15 protein-coding genes are annotated in these 17,356 nt (G+C 70.8%); 7 read left to right on the forward strand and 8 right to left on the reverse strand.

Annotated features, from left to right (window positions below; genetic code table 11):
- Positions 1–172: 172 nt before the first annotated feature.
- From HMJ39_RS01870 to HMJ39_RS01900, 7 genes are read right to left on the reverse strand one after another with little or no spacing between them, the layout of a single operon-like run.
- Entirely contained in the window at positions 173–1,447 is a 1,275-nt protein-coding gene (locus HMJ39_RS01870) for an MSMEG_0569 family flavin-dependent oxidoreductase (RefSeq protein WP_194296061.1), read from the reverse strand.
- Positions 1,444–1,773: an MSMEG_0570 family nitrogen starvation response protein gene (locus HMJ39_RS01875; RefSeq protein WP_161383775.1), complete on the reverse strand. Its 330-nt coding sequence runs from the start codon at positions 1,771–1,773 to the stop codon at positions 1,444–1,446. Before HMJ39_RS01875 ends, HMJ39_RS01870 begins: the two co-directional genes overlap by 4 nt.
- Positions 1,766–2,761: a sll0787 family AIR synthase-like protein gene (locus tag HMJ39_RS01880; RefSeq protein ID WP_194296062.1), complete on the reverse strand. Its 996-nt coding sequence runs from the start codon at positions 2,759–2,761 to the stop codon at positions 1,766–1,768. Before HMJ39_RS01880 ends, HMJ39_RS01875 begins: the two co-directional genes overlap by 8 nt.
- A 10-nt stretch (positions 2,762–2,771) precedes the next feature.
- A complete protein-coding gene (locus HMJ39_RS01885) occupies positions 2,772–3,314 on the reverse strand; it encodes an MSMEG_0567/Sll0786 family nitrogen starvation N-acetyltransferase (protein ID WP_194296063.1) in 543 nt (180 codons plus the stop codon).
- Positions 3,311–4,414: an MSMEG_0568 family radical SAM protein gene (locus HMJ39_RS01890; protein ID WP_194296064.1), complete on the reverse strand. Its 1,104-nt coding sequence runs from the start codon at positions 4,412–4,414 to the stop codon at positions 3,311–3,313. The genes HMJ39_RS01885 and HMJ39_RS01890 overlap by 4 nt, the downstream gene beginning before the upstream one ends.
- Positions 4,371–5,402 (reverse strand): Nit6803 family nitrilase, encoded by a 1,032-nt coding sequence (locus tag HMJ39_RS01895; protein ID WP_194296065.1) that lies wholly within the window; start codon positions 5,400–5,402, stop codon positions 4,371–4,373. Before HMJ39_RS01895 ends, HMJ39_RS01890 begins: the two co-directional genes overlap by 44 nt.
- A 10-nt stretch (positions 5,403–5,412) precedes the next feature.
- On the reverse strand, positions 5,413–5,895 hold the full coding sequence (locus HMJ39_RS01900) for an MSMEG_0572/Sll0783 family nitrogen starvation response protein (RefSeq protein WP_161383779.1): 483 nt from the start codon (positions 5,893–5,895) through the stop codon (positions 5,413–5,415).
- A gap of 264 nt (positions 5,896–6,159) precedes the next feature.
- On the opposite strand from HMJ39_RS01900, the gene HMJ39_RS01905 reads away from it, so the two are divergent.
- The 7 genes from HMJ39_RS01905 to HMJ39_RS01935 all read left to right on the forward strand — a co-directional run bounded on the left by HMJ39_RS01905 (position 6,160) and on the right by HMJ39_RS01935 (position 15,294).
- Positions 6,160–7,551 (forward strand): aminotransferase-like domain-containing protein, encoded by a 1,392-nt coding sequence (locus HMJ39_RS01905; protein ID WP_194296066.1) that lies wholly within the window; start codon positions 6,160–6,162, stop codon positions 7,549–7,551.
- Between the two features lie 129 nt (positions 7,552–7,680).
- On the forward strand, positions 7,681–8,292 hold the full coding sequence (locus HMJ39_RS01910; RefSeq protein WP_194296067.1) for a biliverdin-producing heme oxygenase: 612 nt from the start codon (positions 7,681–7,683) through the stop codon (positions 8,290–8,292).
- A gap of 8 nt (positions 8,293–8,300) precedes the next feature.
- A complete protein-coding gene (locus tag HMJ39_RS01915; RefSeq protein ID WP_194296068.1) occupies positions 8,301–9,113 on the forward strand; it encodes a heme/hemin ABC transporter substrate-binding protein in 813 nt (270 codons plus the stop codon).
- Complete coding sequence (locus HMJ39_RS01920; protein WP_323370806.1) at positions 9,100–10,110, forward strand: FecCD family ABC transporter permease; 1,011 nt, start codon at positions 9,100–9,102, stop codon at positions 10,108–10,110. The genes HMJ39_RS01915 and HMJ39_RS01920 overlap by 14 nt, the downstream gene beginning before the upstream one ends.
- A gap of 3 nt (positions 10,111–10,113) precedes the next feature.
- The gene (locus HMJ39_RS01925; protein WP_194296069.1) at positions 10,114–10,899 is read left to right on the forward strand and encodes a heme ABC transporter ATP-binding protein; all 786 of its coding nucleotides are present in this window, start codon (positions 10,114–10,116) and stop codon (positions 10,897–10,899) included.
- A 127-nt stretch (positions 10,900–11,026) separates the two neighbouring features.
- Positions 11,027–12,166, forward strand: a complete 1,140-nt coding sequence (locus HMJ39_RS01930) for an efflux RND transporter periplasmic adaptor subunit (RefSeq protein ID WP_194296070.1) — start codon at positions 11,027–11,029, stop codon at positions 12,164–12,166.
- On the forward strand, positions 12,163–15,294 hold the full coding sequence (locus HMJ39_RS01935) for an efflux RND transporter permease subunit (protein WP_194296071.1): 3,132 nt from the start codon (positions 12,163–12,165) through the stop codon (positions 15,292–15,294). The genes HMJ39_RS01930 and HMJ39_RS01935 overlap by 4 nt, the downstream gene beginning before the upstream one ends.
- Here HMJ39_RS01935 and HMJ39_RS01940 read toward each other — a convergent pair.
- Complete coding sequence (locus HMJ39_RS01940; protein WP_194296072.1) at positions 15,291–17,348, reverse strand: TonB-dependent copper receptor; 2,058 nt, start codon at positions 17,346–17,348, stop codon at positions 15,291–15,293. The genes HMJ39_RS01935 and HMJ39_RS01940 overlap by 4 nt on opposite strands.
- Positions 17,349–17,356 lie beyond the last annotated feature (8 nt).

Genomic DNA, 17,356 nt, shown 5'->3' on the forward strand with positions numbered 1-17,356 from the left:
TGCTACCTCGTAGCGTGTCGTCGTGGTCCCCCTTCCGGGACCCTGTTTGACAGGATGTCAAACCGGGAGCCCCCAGGGACGGGTTCACGGCGTTCCCGGAAGGGGGACCACGACGACACGCGGTCCTGATGGAGGGGGCGGCCTTGTTTCCCGCGAAGGCGCGCGCTCTTTCTCAGGCGATGCCGGCCAGGTATTGCTCGCGCAGGGGCAGCTGTGCCGTCTCGATGTGATCCACCAGATGCTCGGCGTCCTCGGCGATGGCGTAGATGCGCCCGGAGCCCCAGGTGTGCAGCCACGGCAGGCCCAGGAAATACAGCCCCGGGCTGGCGGTGACGCCGCGCCGGTGCTTCGGATAGCCGCTGGCGTCGAACGCCGGGGCGTCGATCCAGGAGAAGTCCGGCGCGTAGCCGATGCACCAGATCACGGCGGCGATGCCTTCCGCTTCCAGATCCAGTTCCCGCTCCGCGTCCCGGGGCGGTTCCCACACCGGCTCATAGGGGGCCTCCGCCGGCGCCTCGATGCCCTGGCGGGCGATATGGTCGTCGATGCTTTTCTTGATGCGGGCGTTGGTGGCGTCGGCCTGGTCCAGGTTGTTGGTCAGGTCATCGCCGAAGCGGGCGTGCCCGGATGCAATGTTCTCCAGCCGGCCGTGCAGGCGCATGCCCTCCAGGGCGAAGCGGCGCAGGTCGATGTCGCGGCCGCCGTCGCGGCCGGTGACATAGTGGTTGGCCTTGGCGCGCACCTGTTCCTCGGTGAGGTGTTCCTGCACCGGAATCCGGTAGTGGCCCATGTCGTCCAGCCAGTCCACCACGTCGCGGCCGCGATAAAAGCGCGACACCCGGGGCGCCGGGCCCACCGCCAGATGCACCCGGCGGCCGGCCAGGTGCAGGTCCTCGGCGATCTGGCAGCCGGACTGGCCGGTGCCCACCACCAGCACCGCGCCCTCCGGCAGGGCCGCCGGGTTGCGGTAGGCGGAGGCGTCCACCTGCTCGATAGCGGGCGGCAGCCGCCGGGCGTAGTCCGGCACCTTGGGGCGGTGATAGCTGCTCACCGCCATCACCACCTGGTCGGCGGTGAGCGGGCCGCGATCGGTGTCCAGGCGGTAGCCGCCCACCGGCAGGGCGCGCACCGCCTGGACGGTGATGCCCTCGATCAAGGGCGGCTCGAAGGAGGCGCGGAAACGCTCCATCCAGGCGACGATTTCCTCCTTGACCATGAAGCCGTGGGGATCGTCGCCGTCATAGGGATGGTCCGGCAACTGGCACTGCCAGTTCGGCGTGACCAGGCAGAAGCTGTCCCAGCGCTGGTTTTTCCAGGCGTGGAAGGCCTCTTCCTTTTCCAGCACCAGGTGCTCGATGTGCCGTTGCTGGAGCAGGTAACTGGTGGACAGGCCGGCCTGGCCGCCGCCCACCACGATTACCGGGTAATGACGTTTGGCGAAGGTCATGGGGTTTCCTCGTTGAAGGTGGAGGACGGCGCCGGCGTGGCGGTGCCCACCCGGGTCACGGTGACGCGGGCATCCGGTCGGTCGGCGAATTGCCGGCCCCGGGTTTCCAGGGCCAGCAGCTGGCTGTCGGCGCTGGTGCAGCGGAAGCCGTACTTTTGCTCCACACGGTCGCCGGCCAGGGTCAGGGCGTCCCGGCTCAGGGCCAGGAACTCGGCCAACGGGTAGCTTTCGCCGGCGCGCAGAAAATCGTGAATGACCGTGGACGGCGAGTAGCAGCTTTGTTCGCTGCGGTCCGGCCAGCGCACGTCGAAATGCACTTCAGGCATGGTGACCTCCTTGATGGCGGGGTGGGGAAGAAGCGGAAAAGGGGCGGCCGATGTAAGGCGTGATGCGGTGATCCCAGAAAGGCGCGCGGCGGCCGTCCAGGGTCAGTTCCAGCCGGTCGCCGGCGGTGACCCGGCCCACCTCGGCCACCGCCAGGTCGCGGGCGCGGAAGCGGCGTGTCACCTCGGCGGCGCGGTCCGGCGCCACCGACAGCACGAAGCCGTAGCTGGGGAAGGCACGCAGCCAGCGTTCCAGTGGCACGCCGGGTGGCCGGGGCAGGGCATCCAGATCGAGCACCGCGCCCACGCCGGAGGCTTCCAGCAGCATCAGGGCGGTGCCCACCGGCCCGGCCATGGAAATGTCCTTGCCGGCCCGGCACAGGCCGTCCTCCGCCAGGCCGGGCAGGATCGCCAGGTCGCCGCGCAGGCGCGCTCCGGGAGCGTCGCTGCTGGCGTCCCAGTTGTCGCCCACGGCGCGGAAACGGCCGCGCAGGTCGCAGGCCACCATCAGGGTGTCGCCGGGGCGGGCATCGAAACTGGTGAGCAGGGTCCCGGCCCGGCCCAGGATCGCCACCGACAGTTGCGGCCGGTCGCAGTGGGCGTTGCTGTGGCCACCCACCAGGGGCACGCCGTATTTGCCCGCCGCCTCGCGCAGGCCCGCCAGAATCGCCGCGCTCTGATCGTCGCCCCGGCTCCACAGGGCATCGGTGACCGCCAGGGCGCGCCCGCCCATGGCGGCGATGTCGCTGACGTTCACCATCACGCCACAGTAGCCGGCGAAGAACGGCTCGGCGGCCACGAACTCGTTGACGAAGCCCTCCATGGCCATCAGCAGAAAGCCGTCGCCGTCCGCCAGGGCGGCGGCATCGTCGCCCAGGGGCAGGTGGCCGCTGTCGAGGCCGGCCAGGCCGTCCATCACCGGGCGGATGTCGCCCTTGTGGCCGAACGCCGGCGCGGCGCGCAGGGCGTCCATCAGTGCCTCGAGGGTCATGACGGCGCCCTCATGAAGCCCGCCGGCCGGTGGCCAGCAGCGGCAGCCGGCCGTCCGGCAGCGGCGGATAGTGGGACAGGCGCGCGCGCATCAGCACGTGATCGCGACCGTGCAGGGCCAGGGGCCGAAGGCTGTCCCAGTGCAGGGCGCGGAACAGCGCCTCGTTGGCGGCCTGCACCTGGGCGAAGAACGCCTCGCCACCGCGCGCCCGGGCGCTGCCCACCGCCAGGCGGATCAGGGCGCTGCCCAGGTGGGCGTCGCGCCGGTAGCCGCGCGCCACCGCCAGCCGCGAGCCGTACCAGATGCCCGGCCGGTCGCTGTGGATGCGCACCGTGCCCACCACCTCGTCCGGGCCGCCGGCCACGTAGGCCAGCGCCACGATGGTCAGCGCGCGGCGATCCAGAGCATCGCCGTCGTCGCCGTCGAACAGGCCCTGCTCGTGGCAGAACACCCGGCGACGCAGGTCACGGGCGGCCTGGTATTCCCAGGCCTCGGAGGTCAGCTTCACCGCGTACTCGCGGCTGCGGAACGGGGTCACCGGCTCCAGGATCATGAGGCTTGCTCCACGTCCTCGAAGGCGGACAGCGACGAGCAGGCGCCGCAGCGGCCGCAGCCGGCCTTGATGTCCGCCGAGCGCAGCCCGCCGTCGCGCAGCAGCGCGCCGAGGGGTTCCAGAATGCGGCGCATGTGCGCCGCCGAGGGCGAGGGGTGCCGTTCCAGCGGGGTGCCGGAAATCGGCACGAAGGGCACCACGAACGGGTACACGCCCAGCGCCACCAGCCGCTCGCACAGCGCCAGGGTGTCCGCCACGGTGTCGCCCAGGCCGGCCAGCAGGTAGGTGCTCACCTGGCCACGCCCGAACACGTCCACGGCGTCGGCGAACGCTTCCAGGTACTGGTCCACGCTGATCGACGCCTTGCTGGGCATGATCCGTTCGCGCAGGGCCGGGGTGGCGATTTCCAGATGCATGCCCAGGCTTTCGATGCCGCTGTCGCGCAGCCGCCGGAACCAGGCGCGGTCGTCCGGCGGCTCGCACTGGCCCTGGATCGGCAGATCCACGGCGGCGCCCACGGCGCGGGCGCTGTCGCACAGCACCCGGGCGCCGCGGTCCTGCAGATTGGGGGTGCCGGTGGTCATCACCATGTGCTTGACGCCGTCCAGTTCCACCGCCGCCTTCGCCACTTCGGCCAGTTGCGCCGGCGTCTTGTGGGCGATGGTGCGGCCCTCGTCCAGGGACTGGCCGATGGCGCAGAACTGGCAGGACACCTTGCGGTTGTTGTAGCGGATGCAGGTCTGCAACACCGTGGTGGCCAGGACGTCCCGGCCGTGCAGGGTGGCGATGTGGGAATAGGGCACGCCGTCGGCGGTGCTCAGGTCGTAGAAGCGCGGCCGGTCGGTGAAGGCCATGCGCGCGATCTCCTCGCCACCCCGGGTGACCCGTTCGCCGTCCAGCTCATAGGGGGACGCGCCGGCGCCGGCGGTGTGCACCGGAATCATCACCACCTTGCCGCCGATTTCCACCGCCTTGTGGTCGGAGGGCCCGGCGCCGCCACGGCGGCTGGGGGCACCGGCGGCCGGGTCGCTCAGCCGCACGCCGTGGGTTTGCAGCTCATTGATGAGCCGTTGGTTGAAGCGGCCAGGCTTGCTGCTCATCGTCGTTGCTCCGGGAAAGGGCCTCGGCGGCGTCGCCGTCCGGGCCGTGAATGGGGTGCCGGTCATGGAAAGTGGCCGCCGGCCGCCGGTCGATCAGCAGGCTCAGCAGTTCCGGGCGGGCGTAGTGCCCGACGGAATCCATCATCCGCTTGCGTTTGAGAATCAGGGCCAGGTCCAGGTCCGCCACGCACAGCCCCTCGCCCTCGGTGACCGGTTCGCCCAGCACCTTGCCTTCCGGTGACACGATCATCGTCATGCAACCGCCGCGCAGGGCCTTTTGTTGGGCCGGGTCGTCGGTGATGGCGCTGATCTGGTGGTCCTCCAGCCAGCCGGTGGCGTTGACCACGAAGCAGCCGGACTCGGCGGCGTGGTGGCGCATGGCGGCCTGGATCTGGTCGGCGAACACCTGGCCGACCATGGAACCGGGGAACTGGGCGCAGTGGATTTCCTCGTGCTGGGTCATCAGCGCATAGCGGGCCAGCGGGTTGTAGTGCTCCCAGCAGGCCAGGGCGCCGATCCGGCCCACGGCGCTGTCCACCACTTGCAGGCCGCTGCCGTCGCCCTGGCCCCAGATCATGCGCTCGTGGTAGGTGGGCGTGATCTTGCGGCGCTTGAGCAACAGGCGGCCGTCGGCGTCCAGCACCACCTGGGTGTTGTACAGCGTGCCCCGGTCGCGCTCGTTGACGCCCAGCACCACCACCATGCCGTGGCGGCGGGCGCGCTCGGCGACCCGGTCGATCTCCGGGCCCGGCACCGTCACCGCCCGCTGATACAGGGCGAGATGGTCCGGGCCGGAGAACGCCGGGGCGCGCACGAACGAGAAGTAGGGGTAGTAGGGCACCAGGGTTTCCGGGAACACCAGCAACTCGATGCCCCGGGCGGCGGCGTCGTCGATCCAGGCGCACACCTTGTCCAGGGTGCCGCCGGCGCTGTCCAGGTCCGGCGCGATCTGCGCCGCCGCCGCCCGTACCGTCCTTGCCTCGCTCATGGCGCCCTCCCTACAGGGTCCAGGTGTCGAGGATGAAGGCATTGTCCCGGCGGTGGAGCAGCACCAGGTCCAGCACGTCCAGGGGATTGATTGGTGTTATGCCCTCAATCAATGACGGTTCGCCGTGGCCGTAAAGCGCCTGCAGCGCGAACCGGCAGGCGTACACCTTGCCGCCTTCGCCCATGAACTTGGTGAGCTGGTTGTTGACCGCCAGGTGGCCCGGGAAAGCCTCGTCGCCCAGGGTCGGGAAACCCCGCTGCAGGCCCAGGGTGACGCCGGGGCCGTACAGCAGCACCGAGGTGTCGAACCCTTTGCGCAGCAGGCGGGTGGCCTGCAGCATGTTGACCAGGCCGATGGAGCCCTCGAACGCCACGGTGTGGAACGTCACCAGGGCCTTTTCGCCGGCTTCCGCCTTGACGTCCTCGAACACTTTCTCTTCGTAGTCGACGAAGAAATCGCCTTTCTGATGCGCTGCTTTTTCTACGGTGGGCATAGCCGCCTCCCTCTGCGTATGTCGTTGTGTCGCCCATGCGGGCACCCAAACAACTGCAATCAAGATGCCAATCAACCTGTAAATTGATTGATTGGTCATGGCCGTTGTGGCCCAATGGGCGGCGTTTGGCCCGGGTGCGTCGGCGGCGCGGAAAGCGGTGACCAATCAAAGCGTCCCCGGCCGCCGCTGCTGGCCGGTGTGGGGTGAACAACCCTGGTGCAGGCAATGACCATCGATAGTGCGAAAACGACGGGGAGGGCGGCCATGAACAGCGCCGGTGACGGCTGGAAACCGGAACTCAAAACGAACAACAAGCCGGTCTATCTTCGTATCGCCGACGCCATCGGCGATGACATCCTCGCCGGGCGGTTGACCGTGGGCGAGCGCTTGCCGCCACTGCGCGACCTGGCCAGCGCCCTCAAGCTCAACTACGCCACCGTGTCCCGGGCCTACAACGAGGCCCAGCGGCGCGGGCTGATCTATTCCCGGGTCGGGCAGGGCTCCTTCGTGTGCCAGCCGGGCCGGCCCAGCCGGCGCAGCGCCAGCGCCGCCCGCGCCGTGGACATGACCATGAATCTGCCGCCGGAGCCTCGCGACCCGCTGCTGCGAGAGCGCATGGAAGCGGGCCTGCGAGCCCTTGGGCCGGATCTGCAGCCGCTGATGCGTTACCAGGAGTTCGGCGGGTCCGCCGAGGACCGGGACGCGGCGGTGGCCTGGCTGCAACGCCGGCCCCTGCGCGTCAGCGAGGACCGGGTGCTGGTCTGCCCCGGGGTGCAGAGCGCGCTGCTGGCGGTGCTCGGCAGCCTGGCGCGGCCCGGCGACGTGGTGCTGTGCGAGTCCCTCACCTATCCCGGCCTGCGCGCCATCGCCGGCCAGCTCGGCATACGCCTGGTGGGCCTGCCCCTGGACGACGACGGCTTCGATCCGGACGCCCTGGCGCGGCTGTGCGCCGAGCATCACCCCAAGGCGCTGTACTGCAATCCGGTGCTGCTCAACCCGGCGGTGGTGACGCTCAGCGAGGAACGGCGCCACCGGGTGGTCCAGGTGGCCCGCAAGCACAACCTGCCGATCATCGAGGACGACGCCTATGGCCTGCTGCCCGGTCACCGGCCCCCGGCCCTGGCCAGCCTGGCGCCGGAACTGACCTATTACTTGTGCGGTTTCAGCAAGTCCCTGGGGGCGGGGCTGCGCGTGGCCTACCTGGCGCTGCCGTCCGCCCGGGTGCGCTCCCGTCTCACCGTGACCCTGCGCGCCACCACCGTGATGGCCTCGCCGATCACCACGGCGTTGGCCTCCTGCTGGGTGCAGGACGGCACCGCCGACCTGGCCCTGTCGCTCACCCGCCAGGAATCCCAGGCCCGCCAGGCGCTGGTCACCGACATCCTCGCCGGCGCCGATTACCGCTCCCACCCGGAGGCGTTCCATGTCTGGCTGAAGATGCCGGAGGCCTGGAGCCGGGTGGCGTTCGCCGCCCGCTTGCGTGCCCAGAACATCAACGTGGTGGTGAGCGACGCCTTCGCCGTCAACGGCAAACCGCCGGAAGCGGTGCGGCTGTGCCTGGGCGGCCCGGCCAGCCGCCAGGATCTGGCCCAGGCCCTGCACCAGATCGCCGACGCCCTGGAACAGCCCGGCGCCGCCAGCGCTGGCTTCTTCTGAGCCGGGGCGACGTCCGCGTTACTGGTTCATGGCGTAGGCAAGTTTTCTGGGAAAAAGTCCGTTCTCGTTCGTTGTAGGGGGAAGGGGCCTGAATGGCCCGCCCCTGTTTGACGACCACGAGGAACGCTGATGACCACGCTTGCCGACCCCGCCCAAGCGGACCGCACGCTGTCCGCCCGCCTGAAACAGGAAACCCACGCCATCCACGACGCGCTGGACAGCCGCATCAGCGCGCTGTCGCCGTTCCTGGATCGGGACCACTACGCCCGTTTCCTGCGTGTGCAGCTGCGCTTTCAGACCGCCACCGCGCCGCTCTATGAGCGCGACGACCTGCAGGGCCGGTTTCCCGGTCTGCTGGAGCGCAGCCGGGTGGATCTGATCGAGGCGGACTGCCGCGACCTGGGTATCGCCGAGGCCGACATCGCGGCGGACCGCGCCGCCGGCCGGGCGGCGGCCATCGGCGGCGGCCAGGCCGTGATCGGCTGGCTGTACACCAACGAGGGCTCCAATCTGGGCGCCGCCTTTCTGTTCAAGCGCGCGCAGAAGGAGCTGGACCTGAGCGCCGATTTCGGCGCCCGGCACCTGGCCGGCCATCCGGATGGCCGCGGCCTGCATTGGAAGCGCTTCAAGGCCCAGCTGGACGAACTCGGCCTGAACGATGCGCAGCAGGACCAGGCGGTGCGCGGCGCCCGGGCCGCGTTCGCGTTCGTGCGGGAATCCGTGGAAGCGGTAATGGCATGAGGGATGGCATGCGAGTTCTGATCGGGCTGCTGGCACTGTGCATGGCGGTGGCCGGCCAGGCCCAGCAGCGTCTGGTGGTGGCTGGCGGTGAATTGACTGAGATCGTCTACGCGCTGGATGCCGACGAGCGGCTGGTGGCGGTGGACTCCACCAGCAATTACCCGGCGGCGGCGCGGCAACTGCCCAAGCTGGGCTATGTGCGGGCGCTGCCGGTGGAGGGCACCCTGGCCCTGAAGCCGGACCTGGTGCTGCTGTCCGGTGAGGCCGGCCCGCCGCCGGCGGTGGTTCAGTTGAAGCAGGCCACGGAAGTACGCGTGATCGATCCGGAGTGGAGCCCGACCGGGCTGTTGGCCCGGGTCGAGCAGGTGGCGCAGGCACTGGATCTGCAAGAGCGGGGCGAGCAACTGAACGCCGAGCTGCGCGAGCGCTTCGCGACCCTCGATAAAAGGCTGCCGCTGGCGGACCCGCCGCGCACCCTGCTGGTGTTGTCCGCTGGCCGCCACGGCGTGCAGGTGGCGGGCAAGGGCACCCAGGGCCAGGCCCTGCTGGATGCCCTGGGTCTGCCTAATGTGGCGGAAGGGGAGGGCTACAAGCCACTCAACGCGGAAGCGGTGCTGGCCGCGGACCCGCAGTTGATCATCATCGCCGAGACCCGCCCCGGCAGCTTCCAGCCGGAACAGTTGCCCTTGCTGGAAAGCACGGATGCCGGTGCCCATGGCCGGGTGCTGGTGGCCGATGGCATGCGCCTGCTGGGTTTCGGCCCGCGCCTGCCGGACGCCATGGAAGAGGTGCTTGAGGTGGCCACCGGTGAGGGCCGCTGAGCCCCGGCGCTGGCCGGTGGCGCCCACCCTCGCCGCGCTGACGGCGCTGCTCGGCCTGGGCATGGTGATCGCCGCCCTGGCCGGACCGCTTTCCGTGGCGCCGGCGACGCTGTGGCGGGGGCTGTGGGAAGGCCAGGACGCGCCCGGCTACCTAGTGGTGCGCGACCTGCGCCTGCCGCGCATCCTCATGGCCGCCCTGGTGGGCGCGGCGCTGGCCTCCACCGGCGCCGCCCTGCAGGGGCTGTTCCGCAACCCGCTGGCCGACCCGGGGCTGATCGGCATCTCCGCCGGCGCCGCCCTGGGGGCGGTGGCGGTGATCGTGCTCGGCGGTGGCGCCCTGGGCCACCAGGCGATTCCGCTGGCCGCCTTCGCCGGTGCGCTGGTGACCACCTTCCTGATGTGGCGCATCGCCTCTCGGGGTGGGGAAACCCGGGTGGCCCTGCTGCTGCTGGCGGGCATCGCCATCGGCGCCATCGCCATGGCGCTCACCGGCGTGCTCACCTTCCTGGCCGACGACAACGAACTGCGCACCCTGACGTTCTGGGCCATGGGCAGCCTGGCCCACAGCCGCTGGTCCGATGTCGCCCTGGTGGCGCCCTGGCTGCTGGCGGGCATCGTGCTGATGCCGCTGCTGGCCCGGCCGCTGAACGGCCTGATGCTGGGCGAGCAGGCGGCGTTGCACCTGGGCTTCGCGGTGCCCAGGGCCAAGCGCGCGGTGATGGTGCTGGGGGCGGTGTCGGTGGGCGCGGCGGTGGCCGCCGCCGGCCAGATCAGTTTCGTGGGCCTGGTGGCGCCGCACCTGGTGCGGTTGCTGATCGGCGTCGATCACCGCTGGCTGATCCCCGGCGCCGCCGCCCTGGGCGCGGTGCTGACGGTGTTCGCCGATACCCTGGCGCGCACCCTGGTGGCGCCGGCGGAGCTGCCCATCGGCCTGGTGATGGCGCTGCTGGGCGGGCCTTTCTTCCTGGTGCTGCTGCTGCGCCGCAACGGAGTCTGAGCGATGAATGACGCGCTGCTGAACGTGGCCGGCGTAACCGTGCGCGCCGGCGACCGCGCCCTGCTGTCCGAGGTGAGCTTCCAGGCCCGCGCCGGCGAGCGGCTGGCGCTGCTGGGCCCCAATGGCGCCGGCAAATCCACCCTGATGCGGGCCCTGGCCGGTGATCTTACCCCGGACGCCGGCGCCGTGACCCTGCACGGCAGGCCGCTGCCGGACTGGCCGGTGGCGGAACTGGCCCGCCGGCGCTCGGTGATGATGCAGCAGACCCCGGTGGGTTTCCCGGTGCGCGCCGATGAAGTGGTGGCCCTGGGGTTGCCGGGCCGCCGCCACGGCAACGCCGCCGACCCGTTGGTGGGGGAGCTGCTGGCCCGCTTCGGGGTAGCGGCGCTGCGCGCCCGGGCCTGGCCGTCCCTGTCCGGTGGCGAACAGCAGCGGGTGCAACTGGCCCGGGTACTGGCCCAGGTGTGGGACAGCCCCGGGCCGCGCCTGTTGCTGCTGGACGAAAGCACCTCGGCGCTGGACCCGGCCCGGCAGTATCGGGTGCTGGAGGAACTGGCGGCGCTGGCGGAGCAGGGCGACTACCTGATCGTGCTGGTCTGCCACGATCTCAACCTGGCCAACGCCTTCGCCTCCCGGGTGCTGATGCTCGACCAGGGCCGCCTGCTGGCCGATGACGTCCCCGCCCGGGTGCTGACCCCGGAACGCCTGGCCGCCGTCTACGGCCTGCGCAGCCGCTGGCTGACGCACCCGGACGGGCCGGTGCTGCATGTGGAGGGCGCGCTGCCCTAGTGCCGACCCGTGCGCGGATCGCGGTCGGTCGCCTGGGCTTAACCGGGGGGCTGCGCTACTATCCGGCCGGTTGGTCCGGCGGCATCGCGGGAAGCCGGAGGTTGAAGGTGTTAAGGGGTTAGTTGGAATGAGTCAGGTAAGCGGAATATGGCGCCTGTTCGGGTTGATGGCGGCGCTGCTGGCCAGCGGCGTGGGCGTCGGAGCGGAGGGGGAACGCGCCCCGGCGGTACCGGTGGTCACCGCCGAGGTGACCGAGCAACCCCGTGATCGGAGCACGGAATTCGTCGCCCGGGTGCGCGCTATCGAGGCGGTGGACGTGCGCGCCCGGGTGGAGGGCGTGATCGATCAGGTGAACTTCACCGGCGGCGAACGGGTGGAAGAGGGTGATCTGCTGTTCGCCCTGGACCGGCGCCGCTACGAGGCGGCCCTGGCCGCCGCCGAGGCCGGGTTGGCCCGGGCCCGCGCCAGCCGCGACAACGCCCGCCAGAGCCACGAGCGCATCGCTACCCTGGCGCGGCGTGGCACCGTGTCCCGGGCGTCCCTGGATGAGGCGCAGGCGACCCTGCGGGTGGCCGAGGCGGAAGTGGAAACCGCCCAGGCCCAGGTGCGCGCCGCGCGGCTGGATCTGGCCGACACCCGCCTGCCGTCGCCGATCACCGGCCAGGTGAGCGCGCCGGCGCTGACCCGGGGCAATCTGGCCGGGCCCGGTTCCGGGCCGCTGGCCCGGGTGGTGCGGACCGACCCGGTCTATGTGGCGTTCGATCTGCCCGAGGGCCAGGTGGTGTCGCTGCGGCAGCGCTACGGGGCCCTGGACGACCTGGACCCGGCCTCGGTGTCCATGCGCCTGCGGTTGCCCAATGACAGCCTCTATCCGGAGCGCGGCGAACTGGCCGTGGTGGGCAACGAGATCAATCCGGGCACCGGCCTGCTCGGCTTCCTGGCCCGCTTCGACAACCCGGACGGCCTGCTTGTCCCCGGCCAGTACGTGACCCTGCTGATCGGCGCCGCCCAGGCGGACTCGGCGCCGGTGGTGCCGCAGTCGGCGATTCTGCGCGACCGGGAAGGGGAATACGTGTTCGTGGTGGATGGCGACGGCATGGCCCGCCTGCGGCGCCTCCAGACCGGCGAGCGCCATGACCTGGGCTGGTTCGTGCGCGACGGCCTGCGCGCCGGCGAGCGGGTGGTGGTGCAGGGCACCCAGCGCCTCGCCGACGGCGTGCCGGTCACCGCAAGCGGGGCCGGTGACGCGACGCCGGAGCAGCCATGATTTCCGGTGTGTTCATCCGCCGCCCCCGGGTCGCACTGGTGGTGGCCATCGTTATGTTCCTGGCCGGCGCGCTGGCGCTGAGCGCCATACCGGTGACCCAGTATCCGCAGATATCGCCGCCCACGGTGCGGGTGGCGGCGGTGTATCCGGGCGCCAGCGCCCAGGTGATCTCGGAGGCGGTGGGTGGCCCCATCGAGGACGCGGTCAACGGCGTGGAGGGCATGCTGTACATGTCGTCCAACGCGTCCAACGCCGGCCTGTATTCCCTGTCGGTGACTTTCGCCGTGGGCACCGATCCGGACCTGGCGCGCATCAACGTGCAGAACCGGCTGCAGCCGGCGCTGACCCGATTGCCGTCCTCCGTCACCGAGCAGGGCGTGACCGTCAACACCAGCTCCCCGGACTTCATGATGGTGGTGGGCTTCGTGTCGCCCAACGGCGGCATGGATGCGCTGGCTTTGTCCAACTACGCCTCCAACAACATCGTCGATGTGATTTCCCGGGTGCCGGGGGTGGGGGAGGCGTCGGTGGTGGGCACCTCCAAATACGCCATGCGGATCTGGATCGACCCCGGGCGGCTGGCGGCGTTGTCGCTGACCCCGGAGGACGTGACGGCGGCGATCCGCGCTCAGAACGTGCAGGCGTCCCTGGGCCAGGTGGGCGGCGCGCCGGCGCCGGAGGGCACGGCGCTGGAGTACGCGCTGACCGCCCAGGGCAGCCTGTCCGACCCGGAACAGTTCGAGGACATCGTGATCCGCGCCGACCCAGAGGGCGGTATCGTGCGACTGCGCGACGTGGGCCGGGTGGAGCTCGGCGCCCAGAGCTACAGCGCCAGCGCGCTGCTCAACGGCCAGCAGACCGCCATGCTCAGCATCAACCAGGCGCCCGGCTCCAACGCCGTGGACACGGCGGCGGGGGTGCGCGCGGAACTGGAGCGGCTGTCCGCCACCTTCCCGGACGATTTCGAGTACCGCACCGTCTATGACGCCACCCGTTTCGTGGACGTCACCATCCGCGAGATCATCATTACCTTCATCGTCACCTTCCTGATCGTGGTGGCGGTGGTGTTCGTGTTCCTGCGCGATTGGCGCTCCACGTTGATCCCGTCGCTGACCGTGCCGGTGTCGTTGATCGCCAGTTTCGCGGTGCTGCTGGCGGCGGGTTACTCCGCCAACACCGTGACGCTGCTGGCGATGATCCTCGCCATCGGCGTGCTGGTGGACGACACCATCCTGGTGCTGGAGAACGTGCAGCGGATCATGGAGGAAGAAGGGCTGGCGGCGCCGGAGGCCACCTGGAAGGCCATGGGGCAGGTCACCGGCCCGGTGATCTCCACCACCCTGGTGCTGCTGGCGGTGTTCGTGCCCACCGCCTTCATTCCAGGCATCAACGGCCAGCTGTACCGGCAGTTCGCGGTGACGCTGTCGTCGAGCATGGTGCTGTCCTCGGTGCTGGCCCTGACCCTCAGCCCGGCCCTGTGCGCCACCCTGCTGCGGCCGCCGCGCCCGGCCCGCGGGCCGCTGCGTCTGTTTTCGGACAACCTGGACCGGGTGCGCGGCGGCTACGCGCGGCTGGTGGGGCGTCTGGTGCGTTACTGGTGGGCCACGGTTCTCGGCATCGGCCTGGCGGTGGCGCTGGCGCTGCTGGCGTTCTCGGCACTGCCTTCCAGTTTCCTGCCGGACGAGGACCAGGGCGCGCTGTTCGTCGATGTCCGCCTGCCCGACGGCGCCTCCCTGCAACGCACCACGGCGTTGATCGGTAACGTGGAGGAGCGCTTGCTGGCGACACCGGGGGTGGAAAACGTGATTTCGGTGGCCGGTTTCAGCCTGTTGCAGAGCGCCTCCAGTCCCAATGGTGGCTTCATGCTGGTGACCCTGGACCCGTGGAGCGAACGGGAGCAGCGGTCCCTGCGCCTGGCCGCCCTGCAGTCCCGCATCCAGGGGGAACTGGGCGCTTTGCCCGGCGCCATTATTTCCGTGTTCGCGCCACCGCCGATCCCCGGCGTGGGCGCCGTGGGCGGTTTCGACCTGCGTTTGCAGGCCCTGCAGGGGCAGCCCCCGGAAGAGCTGGCCCAGGTGACGCGGGCCTTCCTCGCCGGGGTTAACGGCTTGCCGGAGGTGGCCGGCGCCACCACCGCCTTCAGCGCCGACGTCCCGCAGCTTTATCTGGACGTGGACCGGGACCGGGCGCTGGCCATGGGCGTCCCGGTGACGCGCATCTACTCCACCCTGGGAGCGGTGTTCGGCAGCCGCTACGTCAACGACTTTACCCGCGAGGGGCGCATCTTCCAGGTCAGCGTGCAGGCGGATTCCGCCTTCCGCGCCTACCCGGAAAACGTGCTGGCGGTGCGGGTGCGCAATGACAACGGGGAAATGGTGCCGCTGCGGGTACTGGCCAGTGTGCGCACCGTGCTGGCGCCCTATGCGCTGTCCAGCTACAACCGCTATGTGGCGGCGCCGGTGAACGGCGCCGCGGCGCCCGGAGTGAGCTCCGGCGACGCCCTGGAGGCGGTGGAGCGGCTGGCCGCCGAGGAACTGCCGGCCGGTTACGGCTTCGAGTGGTCCGGCCTGTCGTTCCAGGAAAAGCAGACCGCCGGCTCGGCGCTGCTGGTGTTCGCCCTGGCGTTGGTGTTCGCCTACCTGTTTCTGGTGGCCCAGTACGAGAGCTGGACCCTGCCGGTGAGCATCCTGCTGTCCCTGGCCGTGGCGGTGGCCGGTGCGGCGCTCGCCCTGTGGGTATCGGGCCAGGCCAATTCCCTGTACGCGCAGATCGGCATGGTGCTGTTGATCGGCCTGGCCGCCAAGAACGCCATCCTGATCGTGGAGTTCGCCCGCGTGCAACGGGAGGAGGCCGGCCAAACGATCCAGGCGGCCGCCCGCATCGCCGCCGAACAGCGTTTCCGGGCGGTGATGATGACGGCCCTGTCGTTCATCCTCGGCATCCTGCCGCTGGTGTTCGCCACCGGGGCGGGCTCCGGTGCCCGCCGCGCCCTGGGCACCACCGTGTTCGGTGGCATGCTGGCGGCCACGCTGGTGGGGGTCGTCCTGATTCCCGGCCTCTACGTGCTGGTGCAGACACTCACCGAACGGGTCAGCGGCGCGCCGGACCGGGACAACGGGCGGCCCTAGAAGGTCAGGTCGGCCCGCGCCCAGACGGTGCGGCCCGGTTCGTTGATGCGCTCGTCGCCGGGGAAGCCGAAGCCGGCGTTGCCGGCCAGGTTCAGGTGCTCGGCGTAGGCGCGGTCGAACAGGTTGTCGACGCCGGCGCTCAGCCGCAGGCTGCGGTTCACGCGCCAGGCGCCGTTCAGGGCCAGGGTGGCGAAGCCGCCGCTGTCGCCCAGGTCCCGGCCCACCACGGTGCCGTTGCCGGCGTCGACGCGGTGCTGGCCGTCCACCAGCCGGGCCAGGGCGGCGGCGCTCCAGTCGCCGCGCTGGTAGTTCAGCCCCAGACGGCTTTCCAGCGGTGGGATCTGCGGCAGCGGTTCGCCGTCGTCCCGGTTGTCGCCACGGGCATAGGCCAGGCTGGCGTCGGCGCTCCAATGGTCGGCGAAGCGCCAGGTGGCGCCCAGCTCACCACCCATGATGCGCGCGTCCACATTGTCCGCCTGACTGGTGGCGCCCATCATGCCGTCCTGGTAGCGGAACAGAATGTAGTCCTCGATGCGCCCCACATAGGCGGACACCCAGGCGTCCAGGGCGTCGCTCCGGTACTGGGCGCCCAGGTCGAGCTGGGTGGTCTTCTCCGGCTCGACGCCGTCGAAGGCGTTGGCGCTGGCCGCCGGGCCGGCGTCCGGGGAGAACAGCTCCCAGTAGTCCGGGAAGCGCTGGGCGTGGCCCAGGCCGGCGTAGAGGGTGGCGCCCCGGGCCGGCAGGTCGCGCTCGTAGCGCAGGAAGCCGGAGGGCAGGGTGTCCCGGCGTTCGTCGCCGGCGGTGGGGTTGGCCATTGGCATGCCCATGCCGCCGCCCAGGGTGGCGCGGTGGTCCTCCACCGTGTGGTGGTCCAGGCGGGCGCCGGCGATCAGTCGCGCCGGGCCGTTCAGATGCCGGGTCAACTCGGCGAAGGCGCCATGGCGCTGGAACTCGGCGTCCTTGGTCCAGGGCTCGGCGTGGTAGGCATCCACGCCCATGGCGCTGCGTTCCCGGTGGGTGCTGGTCTGGGCGTCCACTCCGGCGACCAGCTCGGTGCCTTGCCACAGCCAGGTGCCCTTGAGCCGGGCGCCCAGGGTGCGCCGGTCCACGTTGGCGGCCATGGGGCCGGCCATCATGCCGGTGCCGGAGGGCGTGCGCAGGCTGTAGTTGTCCATCACATGGTCGGCGTAGTTGTAGTAGACCTGACCCTCGATGCGTTCCAGCACCTCGCCGAGGGCGCCGAAGCGCCAGCGCAGGCCCAGGCTCTCCCGGTCGAACTGGCTGCCGTCCATGCCGCGCCCGGCGTAGCGGGCTTCGCCGTCGCCGCGCCCGGCGCGCAGTTCGATCAGGGCGTCCGGGGTGGGCGTCCAGCCGGCGCTGACGTCGGCGTTCCATTTCTCCCAGCTTGATGGCACCCGGTCGCCGTTGCCGTCACGGTAGTCGTCCGCCTCGCCGTGGTTGCCGCTGAAACGCAGATAACCGGGCCGTGCCCCCAGGGTCGCGTCCAGCACCTGGTCCCGGCGACCGTGGGAACCGGCCAGGAAGGCGGTGTTGAGTTCCCGGTGGGCGGCGTCGAAATACAGCGGCTCCCGTTCGAACAGCACCGTGCCGGCGGAGCCGGTGGGCCCCCACTGCACGCTTTGCGGGCCCTTGATCACGGTGAGCCGGTCATAGGTTTCCGGGGCGATGTAGGAGCTGGGGGCGTCCATGCGGTTGGGGCAGGCACCGATCATCTCGCCGCCGTCCACCAGCAGGTTCAACCGCGAGCCGAACTGGCCGCGCAGTACCGGGTCGCCGTTGCTGCCACCGCTGCGCACCGCCGAGAAACCGGGGATGGTCTTCAGATAGTCGGCGGCGTCGCTGGCCGGCACCGGCTGGCGCGGCTCGCCCGGGTCGGTTTCCAGGGTGAGCGGGGACGACGGCGCCACCGAGGTAATCACCACCGGTGCCAGAAGGTGGTCGGTGGTGGCGTCGCCGGCCGGTTCGGCGGCGTGCAGGGTGGCGGCCGGGGCCAGGAGCAACAGGGCGCCGGCGCGGCGATGGGGTGCTTTCATGGGCGGGT

Origin of the sequence: Alloalcanivorax profundimaris, assembly GCF_015265435.1 — a bacterium.
Lineage (GTDB): Bacteria > Pseudomonadota > Gammaproteobacteria > Pseudomonadales > Alcanivoracaceae > Alloalcanivorax > Alloalcanivorax profundimaris.